Source organism: Pseudomonas crudilactis, from assembly GCF_013433315.1.
In the GTDB taxonomy this organism is placed as follows: domain Bacteria; phylum Pseudomonadota; class Gammaproteobacteria; order Pseudomonadales; family Pseudomonadaceae; genus Aquipseudomonas; species Aquipseudomonas crudilactis.
Window position 1 is genome coordinate 63,962 of sequence record NZ_WXVV01000020.1, and the last position, 15,395, is coordinate 79,356.

General features: G+C 61.0%; 14 protein-coding genes. 10 read left to right on the top strand and 4 right to left on the bottom strand.

Going from position 1 to position 15,395, the window contains the following annotated elements:
- The first annotated feature begins 1 nt into the window (after window position 1).
- The 9 genes from GTU76_RS21035 (at window position 2) to GTU76_RS21075 (ending at window position 9,942) form a co-directional block, all read left to right on the top strand.
- A complete protein-coding gene (locus GTU76_RS21035) occupies window positions 2–925 on the top strand; it encodes a LysR substrate-binding domain-containing protein (protein WP_180699490.1) in 924 nt (307 codons plus the stop codon).
- Between the two features lie 374 nt (window positions 926–1,299).
- The gene (locus tag GTU76_RS21040; RefSeq protein ID WP_099758662.1) at window positions 1,300–2,229 is read left to right on the top strand and encodes an amidohydrolase family protein; all 930 of its coding nucleotides are present in this window, start codon (window positions 1,300–1,302) and stop codon (window positions 2,227–2,229) included.
- Window positions 2,230–2,233: 4 nt separating this feature from the next.
- Window positions 2,234–3,139, top strand: a complete 906-nt coding sequence (locus tag GTU76_RS21045; RefSeq protein ID WP_003224037.1) for an amidohydrolase family protein — start codon at window positions 2,234–2,236, stop codon at window positions 3,137–3,139.
- 244 nt (window positions 3,140–3,383) lie between these two features.
- Window positions 3,384–4,769: a UbiD family decarboxylase gene (locus tag GTU76_RS21050; RefSeq protein ID WP_180699491.1), complete on the top strand. Its 1,386-nt coding sequence runs from the start codon at window positions 3,384–3,386 to the stop codon at window positions 4,767–4,769.
- The gene (locus tag GTU76_RS21055) at window positions 4,766–5,395 is read left to right on the top strand and encodes a UbiX family flavin prenyltransferase (protein WP_175554678.1); all 630 of its coding nucleotides are present in this window, start codon (window positions 4,766–4,768) and stop codon (window positions 5,393–5,395) included. The genes GTU76_RS21050 and GTU76_RS21055 overlap by 4 nt, the downstream gene beginning before the upstream one ends.
- A gap of 88 nt (window positions 5,396–5,483) precedes the next feature.
- Complete coding sequence (locus GTU76_RS21060; RefSeq protein ID WP_180699492.1) at window positions 5,484–6,527, top strand: CobW family GTP-binding protein; 1,044 nt, start codon at window positions 5,484–5,486, stop codon at window positions 6,525–6,527.
- A gap of 251 nt (window positions 6,528–6,778) precedes the next feature.
- A complete protein-coding gene (locus tag GTU76_RS21065) occupies window positions 6,779–8,146 on the top strand; it encodes a nucleobase:cation symporter-2 family protein (protein ID WP_180699493.1) in 1,368 nt (455 codons plus the stop codon).
- 13 nt (window positions 8,147–8,159) lie between these two features.
- Window positions 8,160–9,548, top strand: coding sequence for an amidohydrolase family protein (locus GTU76_RS21070; protein ID WP_180699494.1), 1,389 nt, complete (start codon window positions 8,160–8,162; stop codon window positions 9,546–9,548).
- 202 nt (window positions 9,549–9,750) lie between these two features.
- A complete protein-coding gene (locus GTU76_RS21075; protein ID WP_016983288.1) occupies window positions 9,751–9,942 on the top strand; it encodes a hypothetical protein in 192 nt (63 codons plus the stop codon).
- Window positions 9,943–10,064: 122 nt separating this feature from the next.
- On the opposite strand, the gene GTU76_RS21080 is transcribed toward GTU76_RS21075, so the two are convergent.
- From GTU76_RS21080 to GTU76_RS21090, 3 genes are all read right to left on the bottom strand, one after another.
- Entirely contained in the window at window positions 10,065–10,697 is a 633-nt protein-coding gene (locus GTU76_RS21080) for a Vgb family protein (protein ID WP_180699495.1), read from the bottom strand.
- 31 nt (window positions 10,698–10,728) lie between these two features.
- On the bottom strand, window positions 10,729–11,940 hold the full coding sequence (locus GTU76_RS21085) for a helix-turn-helix domain-containing protein (RefSeq protein ID WP_180699496.1): 1,212 nt from the start codon (window positions 11,938–11,940) through the stop codon (window positions 10,729–10,731).
- 121 nt (window positions 11,941–12,061) lie between these two features.
- Window positions 12,062–12,508, bottom strand: a complete 447-nt coding sequence (locus GTU76_RS21090; protein WP_026000463.1) for an NUDIX hydrolase — start codon at window positions 12,506–12,508, stop codon at window positions 12,062–12,064.
- Between the two features lie 438 nt (window positions 12,509–12,946).
- On the opposite strand from GTU76_RS21090, the gene GTU76_RS21100 reads away from it, so the two are divergent.
- Window positions 12,947–13,375 (top strand): nuclear transport factor 2 family protein, encoded by a 429-nt coding sequence (locus GTU76_RS21100; RefSeq protein ID WP_175554684.1) that lies wholly within the window; start codon window positions 12,947–12,949, stop codon window positions 13,373–13,375.
- Window positions 13,376–13,552: 177 nt separating this feature from the next.
- Here the strand turns inward: GTU76_RS21100 and mqo are convergent, their stop codons facing one another.
- On the bottom strand, window positions 13,553–15,199 hold the full coding sequence (mqo, locus tag GTU76_RS21105) for a malate dehydrogenase (quinone) (RefSeq protein WP_180699497.1): 1,647 nt from the start codon (window positions 15,197–15,199) through the stop codon (window positions 13,553–13,555).
- Window positions 15,200–15,395 lie beyond the last annotated feature (196 nt).

Genomic DNA, 15,395 nt, shown 5'->3' on the forward strand with positions numbered 1-15,395 from the left:
CATGTACAAGCGATACCCGTCGGTGCAGTCCATGAGCGCGTTTATCCACGCGGCGCGCAGCGGCAGTTTCTCCAGTGCTGCGCGTAAGCTCGACCTCACGCACAGTGCGATCAGTCAGCAGATCCGCGCGCTGGAAGATTTCATCGGCCAGCCGCTGTTCGTGCGTGAAGGTGGCGGCAGCAATCTGACCGACGCCGGGCAGTTGTTTGCCAGTGTGCTGTCGGACGGTCTGGCGCAGATTGATCGCGCCTTGTCCTCGGTGAAAAACCGCAGCATGGCGCAACGCCTGACCCTCGACGTCGACAGTGAACTGGCGCAGAGCTGGCTCAATCCGCGCCTGCCGCAGTTGCTCGATGAACTGCCGGATTACGAGGTGACGCTGCTGTCGATGCCGCGCAGTGATCGCAGTACGTTTGAGCGAGTGGATCTGGCGTTGCGTTATGGCTATGGCGATTGGGACGACTGCGAGATGACGCAGATTTGTGGCGATCGGGTATTGGCGGTGGCTTCGCCAGAGTTGCTTGAACGCTATGGTTTGCAAGTGCCGCTTAGCCCGGCGCAGATCCTGCAGTTGCCGCTATTGGGGTATACGCGGCGGTCGTGGATTCCATGGCTGGATGCGGCCGGGATGACACCGACCGAACCGTCAGCGCGGGTGATTTTTGATAATGCGGCGAATCTGATTGCGGCGGCTGAGGCCGGCGTTGGCGCAGGGTTGGTGCGTGGATTACTGGCGGCTGATGCGTTGCGCAGTGGGCGATTGGTGGCGTTGAACGAGGCGCAGATTGCGGCGCATTACAACCTTTATGCGGTATGGCCGCATGGGCAGGCCGAACGTGTGGCGCCGGTGGTTGATGCGGTTAGGCAGTTAGTCCTGTGTACGCTTGAGAACCCTGCCCTCACCCTAGCCCTCTCCCAGAGGTAGAGGGGACCGATCGGGGAATATTGGCGAATGACACCGACGTGCACCTCCTGCTGTGAATCCATAATCGACTGGTTCTTTCAGGTCGATGTACAAGGCAAGTCACCTCCGTCGGCTCCCTCTCCCTCCGGGAGAGGGCTGGGGTGAGGGTAGCTTTTGATCTACCCATATCGCCCAAGTATCACCAATGCGCCCAATTAATATTGTACGAACCCCTCCCCCCTTTCCAATACTCGCCCTCAGCAGCCACCCACCCGGGCCGGATGCGAACAGGCGAGGGAATGCGCGAGTCTTGCGCATAGAAACGGCCGATTGCCCGGGACGTGGATGCCGAGAGCCGCAAGGCTCCCTTCCCCGCTATCAGGAGATCGACTGCAATGATCATCGATATCAGCTGCTACCCCACGGATCTCGTGGACCTCGCCTGGAGGCATGACGGTGACCCGTTCACCGGCGAGCGTCTGCTGGAGATGATGGATGGCCCGTACATGGTCAACGGCAAGCCGCGCCGTATCGACAAAGCCTTCATCCAGCCACCGCAGGGCAACACGATTTACACCTGGACCGACGGCGACCTTACCGGCCGCGAATCCATCGACGCCTACATGGCCTACACCCTGAAAATGGTCCAGACCTACCCGGATCGTTTCATCGGTTGCTTCGTCTACAACCCGCGCTGCGGCGTGGAAAACGGCGTCGAGGCGATCGAGCGTTACGTCAAGGAACACGGTTTCGGCATGGTGCAGATGCAGGCCAACATGCACGCCTACCGTCCTGACCGCGCCCTTGACTGGGTGCGCCCATGCTTCGAGAAATGCGCTGAGCTGGGCATTCCGGTCAAGCTGCACACCGGCGACGGGCCTTACAGCATCCCGTCGGAATGGGTGCCGATGATCAAGGAATTCCCCAACGTCAATTTCATCATGGCCCACTTCGGTGTGCAGACCGGCGGCGTTTACGTCTTCGAACCGATGCAATGGGCGATGGAATTGCCCAACGTCTACTGCGAATCCGGCTGGTGCCTGCAATCGCGGATCGTCGAATTTGCCAAGGTCTTGCCGACGCACAAGATCCTCTTCGGCACCGACACGCCACCGAACGAACCGGGCATGTGGCTGCGCCTGCTCGAAGTGCTCTGCCACGAACCGCCGCAAGGCCTGAACCTCGACGAGGACACCCTCGAAGAGTACCTGGGCAACAACACCGCGCGGATGATCGGCCTCGAACCGACCCCGCCACCGCGTTCCGTTTCCGAAGCAGAGGCGCAACTCAAGCGTCCCGTCACTACTCAACTGGCCAGGAGCTGAACCGATGATCATCGACACCCATCTGCACCCCACCAATCTGGTCGACGAGGCCTGGCGCCACACGGGCGAACCGTTCACCGGCGAGCGCATGCTCAAGTTGATGGACGGCCCGTACATGATCAACGGCAAACCGCGCCGTATCGACATGGGTTTCATCCAGCCGCCACCGGGCAACACCGGTTATCGCGACGGCAACCGCCGCGGCCGCGAGGGCGTGCGCGACTACATGTCCTACGTCGCTGAACTCTGCGTGAAGTACCCGGATCGCTTCATCGGCAACTTCAATTTCAACCCGCGCTGGGGACCGGAAAACGGTGCGGCGGAGCTGGAATTCCACATCAAGGAATACGGCTTCAAGATGCTCAAGCTGCACGCCAACATGCACGGCTATCGCCCGGATCGCGCACTCGACTGGCTGCGCCCGGCGATGAAGGTCTGCGCCAAGTACAACATCGTCGTGCTGATCCACACTGGTGACGGCCCATACACGATTCCGACGATGTTTTATCCGATCATCCGCGAGTTTCCGATGGTCAATTTCATCATCGGCCACTTCGGTATCCAGACCGGCGGCAACTACTCGTTCGAAGCGTTCTGGATGGCCATGGACACGCCGAACGTGTACTGCGAATCGGGCTGGTGCTTCCAGTCGCGGATCGTCGAATTCGCCAAGGAGCTGCCGCGCAACAAGATCGTGTTCGGCACCGATTCGCCGCCGAACGAACCGGGCATGTGGCTGCGCGAACTTGAGGTGTTGTGCTCACCGGCGCCGCAAGGTCTGGGCATCGATGAGGATCATCTCGAAGACTACCTGGGCAACAACATCGCCCGGTTGTGCGGGATCGAACCGACGCCACCGCCCAAGGATCTGGTCGAGGCCGACATACGCCTGACCACCACATACCTGTAGCCATACACAAAACCTGTGGGAGCGAGCTTGCTCGCGAATGCGGTGTGTCATTCAACAACGATGGTGACTGAATCAATGCCTTCGCGAGCAAGCTCGCTCCCACAGGGTTCGTTGCCAGAATTTAAAAGCACAGCGACTTTACAGGCACGAAGATGACCCGGCGTTTCGCTCGTCCGGCAGGCCAACGGCTGGCCGCGCGATCGCCCTCTCACCCCTGCGTGCCTGCTTTTTACGAGGTGACACCATGACCCGTTCGACGCTCGGCGATTCCCAGGACTTTCACGTGTTCATCGACGCCTATCGCCGTGAGTACCCGGACGATGTGCTGACTGTCACCCAAGCGATTTCCGCCGATCAGGACGTCACCGCCCTGGTCGATGCCCTCGCCGCCCAAGGCCGCGATCCACTGCTGATCTGCGAACACGTCGGCCATCTCGGCGTGCCGGTGGCGACCAATCTGTTTGCGTCCCGAACCCGCATCGCCCGGCTGTTCGGCGTAATGCCTGCGCAGTTACACGAAACCTTTCAAACCCGCGCCAACCGACCCATCGCGCCGCGTTATGTAGAAAGCGGCCCGATCCTCGATGAAGTCTTCGAAGGCGAAGCGCTGGACCTGGCGCTGCTGCCGATGCTCAAGCATTTCGCCAGCGATCGCGGGCCGTACATCACTAACGCAATCATCATCGCCGAAGACCCGCTGACCGGCATTGCCAACATGAGCTATCACCGCTCGATGCGCCACGCCCGGCAAGCACTTGCGACCAGCCTGCATTCACGCGGGCATCTGTGGCGGATGTTGCAGACCGCTCGCGAGCGTGGCGAAGAACTGCGCGTGGCGATGGTCATCGGTGCGCATCCGTTGTTCATGCTCGCCGCCGCTGCACGTTTGCCCTACGGCAGCGATGAACGCGCTGTGGCTGGCGGACTGTTCGGCGCACCGCTGGAGCTGGTGAAAACCCCGCGCTACAGCATCGGTGTACCAGCGTATGCCGAGTTCGTGCTGGAAGGTGCGATCGACCCGGCGGCCTACGCCGAGGAAGGCCCGTTCGGTGAGTTCAGCGGTTACTCCTCGGATCGTTCGACCAACAACGTGCTGCGCGTGGATACGCTGTTAAAGCGCAAAGACGCCTGGCTGGTCGACGTCATGGGCGGCCGCTACGCCGAGCACCTGACCCTCGCCCGCCTGCCGCGCGAAGCGGAAATGAGCGAGAAACTGAAAGCGCGTTTCCCCGCCGTCACCGCCGTGCATTACCCCAATTCCGGCACGCACTTTCACTGTTACGTGGCTCTGGATCAGAGTCGCGACGGCGAGGCGCGGCAGATCATGCTGGCCTTGCTCGGCTGGGATCCGTACCTGAAAACCGTGATTGCGGTGGACAGCGATATCGACATCAGTGATGACAGTCAGGTGCTGTGGGCGCTGGCCACACACTTTCAGCCGCACCTGGATATGTTCACCATTGATGGTTTACCGGGCAGTCCGCTCGACCCTTCGTCGTCGGTCAACGGCACCACTTCGCGGATGGGCCTGGATGCCACACGAGGTTCGGGCTTTGACGGGATCAAGGCGCAGCTCGATCAAGAGATACTCGAACGCGCGCGGGTTCTGCTCAAAGGACTTCAATCATGAACCGCCAGCGGATGGTGGTAGGCATCAGCGGCGCGTCCGGCTTCATCTATGGCGTGCGACTCCTGCAATTGCTCGCCGAGCTGAACATCGAAAGCCACCTGATCATCAGCCGTGCCGCGCTGCTGACCATGGCCCACGAAACCGACTACAAATTGGCCGACGTGACCGCGCTGGCCAGCCATTATCACCGCGCCGATGACGTCGCTGCCGGAATTGCCAGTGGCTCGTTTCGTTGCCTGGGCATGGTCGTCGCGCCGTGTTCGATGCGCACCTTGGCGGAAATCGCCACCGGCACGTCATCAGGACTGATCGGCCGCGCCGCCGACGTCACGCTCAAGGAACGCCGCACGCTGGTGTTGATGGCCCGGGAAACCCCGCTGACCCTCGCCCATCTGCGCAACATGACCGCCGTCACCGAGATGGGCGGGATCATCGCCCCGCCGGTGCCCGCCTTCTATGCCCGCCCGGAAAGCCTTGCGCAAATGGTCGACCACAGCCTCGGTCGCGTGCTCGACCTGTTTGGTCTCGACTCTGGCACCGCACAACGATGGCGAGAACACCAGGGATCCTGTGGGAGCGAGCTTGCTCGCGAAAGCGTTGGAACAGTCGCCATCACTGCTGAATGACACACCGCATTCGCGAGCAGGCTCGCTCCCACAATGAAGCAGCATCACCCAAATTCAGTGTGCACCGGTCAATCAAAGGAGCCTCACCATGAACACCCCCTTCAACGCCCCAACCCGCAACACCAAAATCCCCGTGACCATCCTCACCGGCTTCCTCGGTGCCGGTAAAACCACTCTGCTCAATTACATCCTCAAGGAAAACCACGGCCGCAAAATCGCCGTGATCGAAAACGAATTCGGTGAAGTCGGCATCGACGGCGACCTCGTCCTCAGCTCGGAAACCGAAGAAATCTACGAAATGGTCAACGGCTGCGTGTGCTGCACCGCCGAGGTTCGCGAGGATCTGGTGCGCATCGTCCGCGAACTTGTCGCACGTCCCGTGCGCCTCGATCACATCCTTATCGAGACCAGTGGCCTCGCTGACCCGTACCCGGTGGCGCAGAGCTTTTTCATCAATGACCCGATCGCCGATGAAGTCGAACTCGACGCGATCGTCACCATGGTCGACGCCAAGCACATCGCCCAGCACCTGGAGGATTTGCAACTCGACGGCGTCGACAATCAGGCGGTGGATCAGATTGTTTGCGCCGACCGGATCGTCATCAACAAGGTCGATCTGGTCAGCAGCGACGAGGTGGAAGTTCTGCGCGGCAAGATCCGTGGCTTGAATGCCACAGCGGATCTGGTGACCTCGACCCATGCGCAAATCGACCTGACAAAAATCCTCGGCATCGGCGCATTTGAATGCACGCAGAAGCTGATGGAGATCGGCGCGGAACCCGAGCATCACGACCATCACGAACACCATCATGAAGAGCCGGATCACGAGCACGACCCAAGCGTGTCATCGGTGGGCATCGCCGTGGACGGCGAGGTCAACCTTATGGCCTTCCATCGCTGGATCAGCGAGCTGCGTTTCTCTCAGGCCGACAACCTGTACCGCATGAAAGGCGTGCTCGCGGTGGCCAACGAAGACCAGCGCTACGTGCTGCAAGGCGTGCACAGCCTGGTGGAATTCCGCGCCTCGACCGCGTGGGGCACGGAGCCCCGCTCAAGCAAGATCGTGTTCATCGGCCGCGACCTGGATCGCGCGGCGCTGAACCAAGGCTTCGCCGCCTGCCTGGCAGGCTGAAACAAGGCATCGGAGCCGGTGGATGGCGGCTTCGCAGCACGAATGACTGATGTTCGCCACTTGGGGCTGCACAAGTCCCTGTGGGAGCGAGCTTGCTCGCGAAGAGGCCGTCACATTCAACCTCTCAGTTGACTGACATATTGCCTTCGCGAGCAAGCTCGCTCCCACAGGGTTCCACTGTGTCCTTGAGCTGATCGGCATCAGACGAATACCCCTCTCTACCGCATAAAAACAGCCAGAGGTGTTTCCCCATGTCGTCAGCCCCATCTCCAACGCAATCCGCCGCCACCGTGCATCCCGTCGACCGCATTTTACCGGTGCGACAGATGCTCACCCTCGGCCTGCAACACATGGCCGTGTCGTACATCGGCGCCATCGCCGTGCCGTTGATTGTCGCCAGTGCCTTGAAAATGTCTCATGCCGACACGGTGGTGCTGATCAGCACCACGCTGTTCTGCTCGGGCATCGCCACCCTCCTGCAAACCGTCGGCTTCTGGAAATTCGGCGTGCGCTTGCCGATTCTGCAGGGCGTCGCGTTCAGCAGCGTCGGCCCGGTGATCGCCATCGGCAGCAACCCGGAGGTGGGGTTCGCCGGGGTCTGTGGGGCCGTTATCGGCGCGGGGATTTTCACCATGCTGATGGCGCCCTTCGTCGGTCGATTACGGCGGTTCTTCCCGCCGGTGGTGACCGGGTGCATCGTCACCGTGATCGGCTTGCAGCTGTTCCCGATTGCCTATGAATGGGTTGGCGGCGGACGCAATGCGAGCAACTTTGGCGCGCCGGCGTTTCTCGGCGTGGCGGTGGTGGTGTTGCTGACCATTTTGCTGGTCAACCGTTATGGCAGCCCTTTACTGCGCAACATGGCTGTGTTGATCGGTATGCTGATCGGCGCCGGTCTGGCCTACGGTCTGGGCATGGGCAGTTTTCACAGCGTCGAAGAAGCGCCATGGCTGACCGTGCCCTACCCGTTTTATTTCGGCTTGCCGACCTTCAGCCTGATCCCCATCGCGACCATGGTGGTGGTGATGATCGTGCAGATGGTCGAGTCGATGGGGCTGTTCGTGGCCATTGGCGACATCGTCGAAAAACCAGTGGAAGACAAACAGGTCATCAACGGTCTGCGCGCCAATGGTCTGGCCAGCACCATCGCCGGGATGTTCGCCGCGTTTCCCTTTATCGCCTTCATGGAGAACGTCGGCCTGGTGATCCTCACCGGCGTACGCAGCCGTTGGGTCGTCGCGGTCAGCGGCTTGCTGATGTGCTCGATTGCCCTGGTGCCGAAAGCCGGCGCGATCATCGCTTCGATGCCGACTGCCGCCCTCGGTGGTGCCGGCATCGCCATGTTCGGCGTGGTCGCGGCGGCGGGCATTCAAACCCTCGCCAAAGTCGACTACGAGCGCAATCGCTACAACGTGCTGATCGTCGGTTTCACCATCGCCGCCGCGCTGGTGCCGGTGCTCGCACCCACCCTGTTCAAACAACTCCCCGAGTGGTCGCAGCCGTTCCTGCACAGCAGCGTGGTTATCGCTTGCCTGGTGTCGGTGCTGCTCAACGCCGCGCTGAATGGCGTCAGCGTGCCGGAAACCACCGCCAGCAAATCCGCCTCGCACATCCTTTAGTTTGGAGCTGCCCATGACTCAACTTCAGAACATCCTGATCAAGAACCCGGTCGCGGTGATGACCGGCCTGCGCGGCCCTCGCGCGCGGGCCGGCGCCGTGGACATCCGCGTGGTCAACGGTCGCATTGGCGAGATGGCCGCGAACCTTGAGCCACAACCCGGAGAACGACTGATCGACGCACGAAACTGCGTGGTCTATCCGGGCTGGATCAACACTCACCATCACCTCTTCCAGAATCTGCTCAAAGCCGTGCCCGCAGGGCTGAATCAGGATCTGCAAGGCTGGCTGGCCAGCGTGCCCTACCCGCGCCTCAACCGCTTTACTCCGCAACTGGCGCGGATCGCTGCGCGATTGGGCATGGTCGAGTTGCTGCTGTCCGGCGTCACCACCTGCGCCGATCACCACTATCTCTATCACGCCCACGGCAGCACCGAGACCGGCGACCTGTTGTTCGACATGGCCGATGAATTCGGCCTGCGTTTCGTGCTGTGCCGAGGCGGCGCGCTGGAGTCGGCGAGCGCCCACCCGGGCTTCTCGAAAACCGCGCTGCAACCGGAGAGCCTTGAGCAAATGGTCGGTGATATCGAACGGCTGAAATCGCGGTATCACCAGGACACCCCGGACGCGATGCGCCGCGTCGTCGTCGCGCCAACTACGCCGACCTTCTCGCTGCCGCCAACCCTGCTGCGCGAACTGGCACACACCGCGCGTGGCCTCGGCTTACGCCTGCACACGCACCTGTCGGAAACGCAGAACTACGTGAATTTCTGCCGCGAGAAATACAACTGCCTGCCGGTGGAGTTCGTCGCCGAACATGAATGGCTCGGCCCGGACGTCTGGTTCGCCCACGCCGTGCACCTGCAACCGGGTGAAATCCGCATGCTCGCGCAAACCGGCACCGGCATCTCGCACTGCCCGGTGAGCAACGCCCGCCTGGGCAGCGGCGTCGCACCGGTGCCGCAGATGTACGAGGCTGGCGTGCCGATTTCCCTGGGCGTCGATGGCGTGGCGTCGAACGAATCCGGGAGCATGGTCGGCGAGGCCAACACCGCATGGCTGATCCATCGCGCCGAACAAGGCGCGTCGGCGACCACCGCTGAAGATGTCATCCACTGGGGCACAGCGGGCGGCGCGCAAGTGCTGGGCCTCGGTGCCGTTGGCACACTTGAAGTCGCTCAGGCTGCGGATCTGGTGGTCTACAGCCTCGACCATCCACGGTTCTATGGTTTCCACGACAGCGCCGTCGCGCCAGTGGTGGCGGGTGAGCCGATCACGGTGAAATACAGCTTGGTGGGCGGCAGGATCGTGGTCGACAACGGTGTGATTCCGGGCCTCGACATCGAACGCATGCGCGCCGAAGCGTGGGAAGGTGTGCAGCAACTGATGGACGTCGACGACTAACCTCGCCCCCCCTGTAGGAGCTGCCGCAGGCTGCGATCTTTTGATCTTGTCTTTTAAAAAACAAAGTCAAAAGATCGCAGCCTGCGGCAGCTCCTACAGCCGGCGTGTGGATTCGCGCGTCTTGGCTTTCTCGACTAACGTTAACACCTCATCGGATTGAGCCCCTGCCCGCAACACCGGGCTCTTGATCAAGGAGAGACTGATGACGTCGCGTCGCACCATCGAACAGACTTACCGCACCTGGTCCAGCCCGATTCTGCTGGAGCTGAAAAAACGTGAGCACCAAATGAAGCCGGTAGAGCGTCAGGCCCTTGAGAATGTCTTGGTGGAAAGAAGGCTGCTGGACATCGGCAATCCGGACGGCGTCGATCGCCGTCGAAACAGCGGTGACTGACATTCCGTTATCGCGAGCAGGCTCGCTCCCACAGGGTTTGGAGTCGTTCACAAAACTTGTGTTCAGCCGCAATCACTGTGGGAGCGAGCCTGCTCGCGAAGAGGCCCGTGCAGGCACCCTCATCATTTGGGCCGACGCACCGCCCTTACCCGTCCACTGTCGCCGCCACCGCAATAAAAGCGATCCGCGCCGTCAGCTTCCAAACCCGAAACTCCCTGCCCCGCCGGCATCATCAGCGACTCAAAGACCTCGCCATCCTGCGCATCGATATGCCGCAGCTCACTCTCATCGCCTTCCCACGTGCCATGCCACAACCCGCCATCGACCCAGGTCACCCCGGTGACAAAACGATTCGACTCCAGCGTGCGGAGGATCTCGCCGGTCTGCGGATCGATCTGATGAATCTTGCGTTCGCGATACTGCCCTACCCATAACGAGCCGTCCGCCCAGGCCATGCCTGAATCACCGCCATTGCCCGGTGCCGGAATGGTGCGCAGAACGCGCCCGGTGGCCGGGTCGATCTTGTGGATGTGGCGGTCGGCAATCTGGTACAGATGCTGGCCGTCGAAGGCGGTGCCACCGTCGGCGCCGACCTTGAGCGTGCGCACGGTTTCGCCACTGGCCGGATCCAGTGCATTGAGCTGGCCGTCGCTGGCAAACCAGACCTGCTGGCCATCGAATGTCACGCCGTGAACGCCTTTGATGTCATCAAAAGGACCGTACTCGCGAAGGATTTCTGCGTTTGCTTGTTTCATGGCAACTTCCTCGTGGATGTGTGGGTCCAGCCTAGCCATTGCCCAGCGACACCGGGAGTAACAAGATCGTCGCGAAACCCGGCAGCGGCGGCGTCATCCAGCGCCGCGCCCGGCCCACGCCGAAGGCCTGCACCTTGTCCGCCTGCGCCAATGCCTCCAACGCCCGCTGCACCTGGCGCTGACTATTGCCCAAGGCCAGTGCCAACGCCGAACTCGACCAAGCCTCGCCGTCGGCAAGCAAGGCCAGCAACGCCGCGTATTTGTCTTCAACCGGCAACGTCAGCAACGCAACGTCCTCAGCCACCAGCGCAAAGCCCCTTGGCGTTGCGGCGATATTCGCCAGTGGCTTCAGTGCCGCACGCAAGCGGCCAATTTCGACCCGCAGGCGAGCACGGTGCGATTCATCCGTGAGGGGCAAACGAAAAGCCTTGGCGAACAGCGTTTCGCGCGCCACATCGTCCGGCCAGGCTTGCGCAAGTAATCGAGCAAGATTGAACAGCACCGGCCGCGTGGCCAGCGCCACCGTCATGCCGGCACCGCGCACGCTGTAGCGACAGGCATCGACGATCAGTATCGACGAGTTGAACAAAGCTTCAACCTGCACCAGATTCACCAGTTGCGCCTGACCGGCAACGATCAGCCGCGCGGCCGGCGCAGCGAGCATGTGACTGGCGTCATCGACCTCGGCGTTCAGTGCGGCGATCCCGGCCTGTTGCGCCGCAGCCTGCGCTCGCGCCAGCGCCGCGCTGGCCTTGTGTGCCTGGACCCGACGCACGGCGATCCCGGCGGCAATCAACTCATGAGCAGTACGCAGCGCCGGCGGCAACGGCGCCGGGTCAGTTTCACCCAGCAACGTTTCGGCCTCTTGCAGCTCGCCAATCAACAGCAACCGGCGAATCTGCAAATAGCGCACGTGCGCCGCATTCACACCGTCACCGTGCGCCTGCAACACCTGGCGTGCCGCCTCCAGCGCCTTCACCGGCCAGCACAGATCTCGCGCCGCCAGCGCGACCTCGGCCTCGGCCACCACACAACGTGCCCGCGACAGCGGTTCATTGCTGCCGAACGCCTTTATCGCCCGTTGCAACAACGCCTTGGCACGGGGCAGATCACCGAGCTGAGCCATGGCAATTGCGCGCAGGGCCAGCGCCGGCGGGTCCTCGCGCAGAGCGACGTAGTTCAACGCGCCTAGCGGGTCACCGGCGGACAGCGCTCTGCCGGCAGCGTTGATCAGCGAATCCATGGTTCATTCATACCCTGACGACCGAATCGTCAGTTGAGTCTAATACCTGGAATGACGGTCGACGTCGCGACACATTTGACAGGGGATGGGAAACGCAGGAAGTCGAGCGCGGCGCCAGCCCTCAAGCCAGCAGTCCGGCGCTCTTCAGCAGATCGTGCAAGCCTTTCGGCACCAGAGGCGACTGCTCACTGAAGCTTGAACTGGCATGCCAACGCGCGGTGAAGGGAGCGCCGTCGCTTTCATGGCCGTCGATCTGCGAATTCGCATAGACACTGGGGTCGGCAAACGTCGCGTCATACACCTGAACGATTTCGTGACCCGGTTTGCCGTTGTAGACGAAAAGGCTTTCGAGTGTGCCGAGCAGGCGCACGTCAGTCACGGACAGGCCCAACTCCTCCTGCACTTCGCGCACGATCGCTGCGGCGCTGGTCTCGCCAAATTCAATACCGCCGCCAATAGGCCGAAAGCAGGTTTGCTGGCTGACCGGGTCACGAAACTGGTTGACCAGAATTTTGCCGTTGTGATGAAAGACACAGAGTGCGAGCGCGCGGATGCGGTGTTCGGTCATGGGCTGAAGTCCGTTTACAGGTGTGGGGCGCGGCATTTGAACATGTTTTGCGCGACACACCCGTGGACGTCACTGGAAAAGGGTCGCTTCAGACCGGAGAAATCGTTGCGAGCAGGCCGATCAGAATGGTCAGTGTCAGAAAGCCACCCAGAAAAAACGCCATCTTGTTCATGTTGCTCTCCTCAATGCTGAGCTTGCGGTGCACTGGGCGCTTCGGGATGAAGGACTGCCGCGAGTGCCGAACCGTGGGGCTATTTTGAGCGGATGACTGAACTGGTAACAGAGGCAGATCCGGCGAAAAAATACGGATCAGATGCGCATCTGATCCGCATGGCCCATGGACCGATATTCAGATCGCGGCACAAGGGTTCAATTTCGGCGTGGTTGATCTAGAGTCATTGCCGTCGCGACAACAACAAGAAAAATCCTGGAGTGAACATGACCGACCTGAACCTGCAACCCAACGTCGCCGCATCGCTGGGCAAATGGCACGAAATGATCCGCACCGGCGACCTCAGCGCCTTGCCCGGCCTGCTCGACCCGCAAGCCGTGTTCCGCTCGCCGATGGCCCACACGCCTTATCCGGGCGCGCCGGTGGTGTCGATGATCCTCAATACCGTGTTCGAGGTGTTTGAAGACTTCACCTATCACCGTGAGCTGGCGACTGCCGATGGCTTGAATGTGATTCTGGAATTCAGCGCCAAGGTGGGTTCGAAGGAGCTGAAAGGTATCGACATGATTCGCTTTGACGAGCGCGGCAAGATTGTCGAGTTCGAGGTGATGGTGCGGCCGCTGAGCGGTCTGCAAGCCTTGGGCGAAGAGATGGGCCGGCGGCTCGGTGCATATCTGGCCAAGGCAAAAGCCTGAACACCTGGGCACAGATATAACCCCGTAGGAGCTGCCGAAGGCTGCGATCTTTTGACTTTTCTTCAAGATCAAGAGATCGCAGCCTTCGGCAGCTCCTACAGGGGCGGAAAGGGCACGTGCACAAAAAAGCCCACTGACCGTCGCCGGTTCAGTGGGCTTTGTGTGTCAGGCGTCTGGTTACAGTGCCATGTCACGTGCAGCGTTTTCCTTCGGAGCTTCAGCTTTTTCAGCTGCAGGCGCGGCCGGAGCAGCCACCTGACCGATCACTGGAGGTGTCGGCAGTTCGAGGATCTTGGCGGTGTACGCCCACTCTGCAGCCACTTTGGCCGGATCGCTGTTCAGCTGAGTGCCGTAGCTTGGAACGATCTGGTGCAGCTTGGTCTGCCACTCTGGCGTTGCGACTTTGTCTTTGAAAACTTTCTGCAGCACGCTCAGCATGATCGGTGCAGCGGTCGACGCGCCTGGCGATGCGCCCAGCAGGCCGGCGATGGAACCGTCTTGTGCAGCAACGATTTCGGTGCCCAGTTTCAGCACGCCGCCAGCGGCTTCATCACGCTTGATGATTTGCACGCGTTGGCCGGCTTGCCACAGGCGCCAGTCTTCGGCTTTGGCGTTCGGGAAGTATTCCTTCAGCGCGTTCAGACGGTCTTCATCCGACAGCATCAGTTGGCCAGCCAGGTACTCGACCAGCGGGTATTCCTTGATGCCGACCTTGGTCATAGGCCAGATGTTGTGGGTGGTGGTGCTGGTCAGCTGGTCCAGGTACGAACCTTCTTTCAGGAACTTGGTGCTGAAGGTCGCGAATGGGCCAAACAGGATGACGCGCTTGCCGTCCAGAACACGGGTGTCCAGGTGCGGAACGGACATCGGTGGTGCGCCAACCGAGGCTTTACCGTAGGCCTTGGCCAGGTGCTGTTCAGCGATGGCCGGGTTATCGGTTACCAGGAACGAGCCGCCAACCGGGAAGCCAGCGTATTCCTTGGCTTCAGGAATGCCCGACTTCTGCAGCAGGTGCAGTGCACCGCCGCCCGCGCCGATGAACACGAACTTGGCGTCGGTTTCGGTTTTGGTGCCGTCTTTCAGGTTTTTGTAGCTGACGCGCCAAGTGCCGTCGGCATTCTTGGTGATGTCCTGGACTTCGCTCGACAGTTTCAGATCGAAGTTAGGCTTGGTCTGCAGGTACGTGGCGAACTGGCGGGTGATTTCGCCGAAGTTCATGTCGGTACCCAGCGGGCTCCAGGTGGCCGCGATTTTCTGGCTCGGGTCACGCCCTTCCATCATCAGCGGGACCCACTTCTTGATCACAGCCGGGTCTTCGGAGTACTGCATGCCGGCGAACAGCGGGCTCGCTTGCAGGGCTTCGTAGCGCTTTTTCAGGAACTTGATGTTGTCATCGCCCCACACAAAGCTCATGTGCGGCGTGGTGTTGATGAACGAGCGAGGGTTCTTCAGAACGCCTTGCTGAACCTGCCAGGCCCAGAACTGACGGGAGACCTGGAACGCTTCGTTGATCTCGACGGCTTTCGGGATCGTTACGTTGCCTTTGTCGTCTTCCGGGGTGTAGTTCAACTCAGCGAGCGCCGAGTGACCGGTACCGGCGTTGTTCCAGCCGTTGGAGCTTTCCAGGGCGACGCCGTCGAGGCGCTCGACCATTTCCATCGACCAGCTTGGCTCCAGCTCATTGATCCACACACCGAGGGTGGTGCTCATGATGCCGCCGCCGATCAGCAGAACGTCGACTTTCTTTGCTTCGTCAGCATTGGCGGATGTCATCCCCATCGCCAAAGCCAGACCCAGCAGGGCTGTGTTCACTTTTTTAAACATCTGTTGCACCTATGATAAAACGCCTTCCGCCCGCCGCTGTTATCAGTATGCGATCCGCTTTGATGACGCTCAGGCTCGCGTCGCAGATTCCGGCACACTTCAATTTTGACGGGTGGGCACACAAGGCCGACATGCCGCATCGACCTCAGTTAATGTCCCTTCTGAACTGACTTCTTATCATTATTGGCTCAGCTAC

Coding starts and splice junctions, on each gene's coding strand:
- GTU76_RS21085 (WP_180699496.1), bottom strand. CDS start 11,940: ATGGATTCGCTGATCAACGCTGCCGGCAGAGCGCTGTCCGCCGGTGAC.
- GTU76_RS21075 (WP_016983288.1), top strand. CDS start 9,751: ATGACGTCGCGTCGCACCATCGAACAGACTTACCGCACCTGGTCCAGC.
- GTU76_RS21100 (WP_175554684.1), top strand. CDS start 12,947: ATGACCGACCTGAACCTGCAACCCAACGTCGCCGCATCGCTGGGCAAA.
- GTU76_RS21045 (WP_003224037.1), top strand. CDS start 2,234: ATGATCATCGACACCCATCTGCACCCCACCAATCTGGTCGACGAGGCC.
- GTU76_RS21050 (WP_180699491.1), top strand. CDS start 3,384: ATGACCCGTTCGACGCTCGGCGATTCCCAGGACTTTCACGTGTTCATC.
- GTU76_RS21035 (WP_180699490.1), top strand. CDS start 2: ATGTACAAGCGATACCCGTCGGTGCAGTCCATGAGCGCGTTTATCCAC.
- mqo (WP_180699497.1), bottom strand. CDS start 15,199: ATGTTTAAAAAAGTGAACACAGCCCTGCTGGGTCTGGCTTTGGCGATG.
- GTU76_RS21040 (WP_099758662.1), top strand. CDS start 1,300: ATGATCATCGATATCAGCTGCTACCCCACGGATCTCGTGGACCTCGCC.
- GTU76_RS21060 (WP_180699492.1), top strand. CDS start 5,484: ATGAACACCCCCTTCAACGCCCCAACCCGCAACACCAAAATCCCCGTG.
- GTU76_RS21070 (WP_180699494.1), top strand. CDS start 8,160: ATGACTCAACTTCAGAACATCCTGATCAAGAACCCGGTCGCGGTGATG.
- GTU76_RS21080 (WP_180699495.1), bottom strand. CDS start 10,697: ATGAAACAAGCAAACGCAGAAATCCTTCGCGAGTACGGTCCTTTTGAT.
- GTU76_RS21090 (WP_026000463.1), bottom strand. CDS start 12,508: ATGACCGAACACCGCATCCGCGCGCTCGCACTCTGTGTCTTTCATCAC.
- GTU76_RS21055 (WP_175554678.1), top strand. CDS start 4,766: ATGAACCGCCAGCGGATGGTGGTAGGCATCAGCGGCGCGTCCGGCTTC.
- GTU76_RS21065 (WP_180699493.1), top strand. CDS start 6,779: ATGTCGTCAGCCCCATCTCCAACGCAATCCGCCGCCACCGTGCATCCC.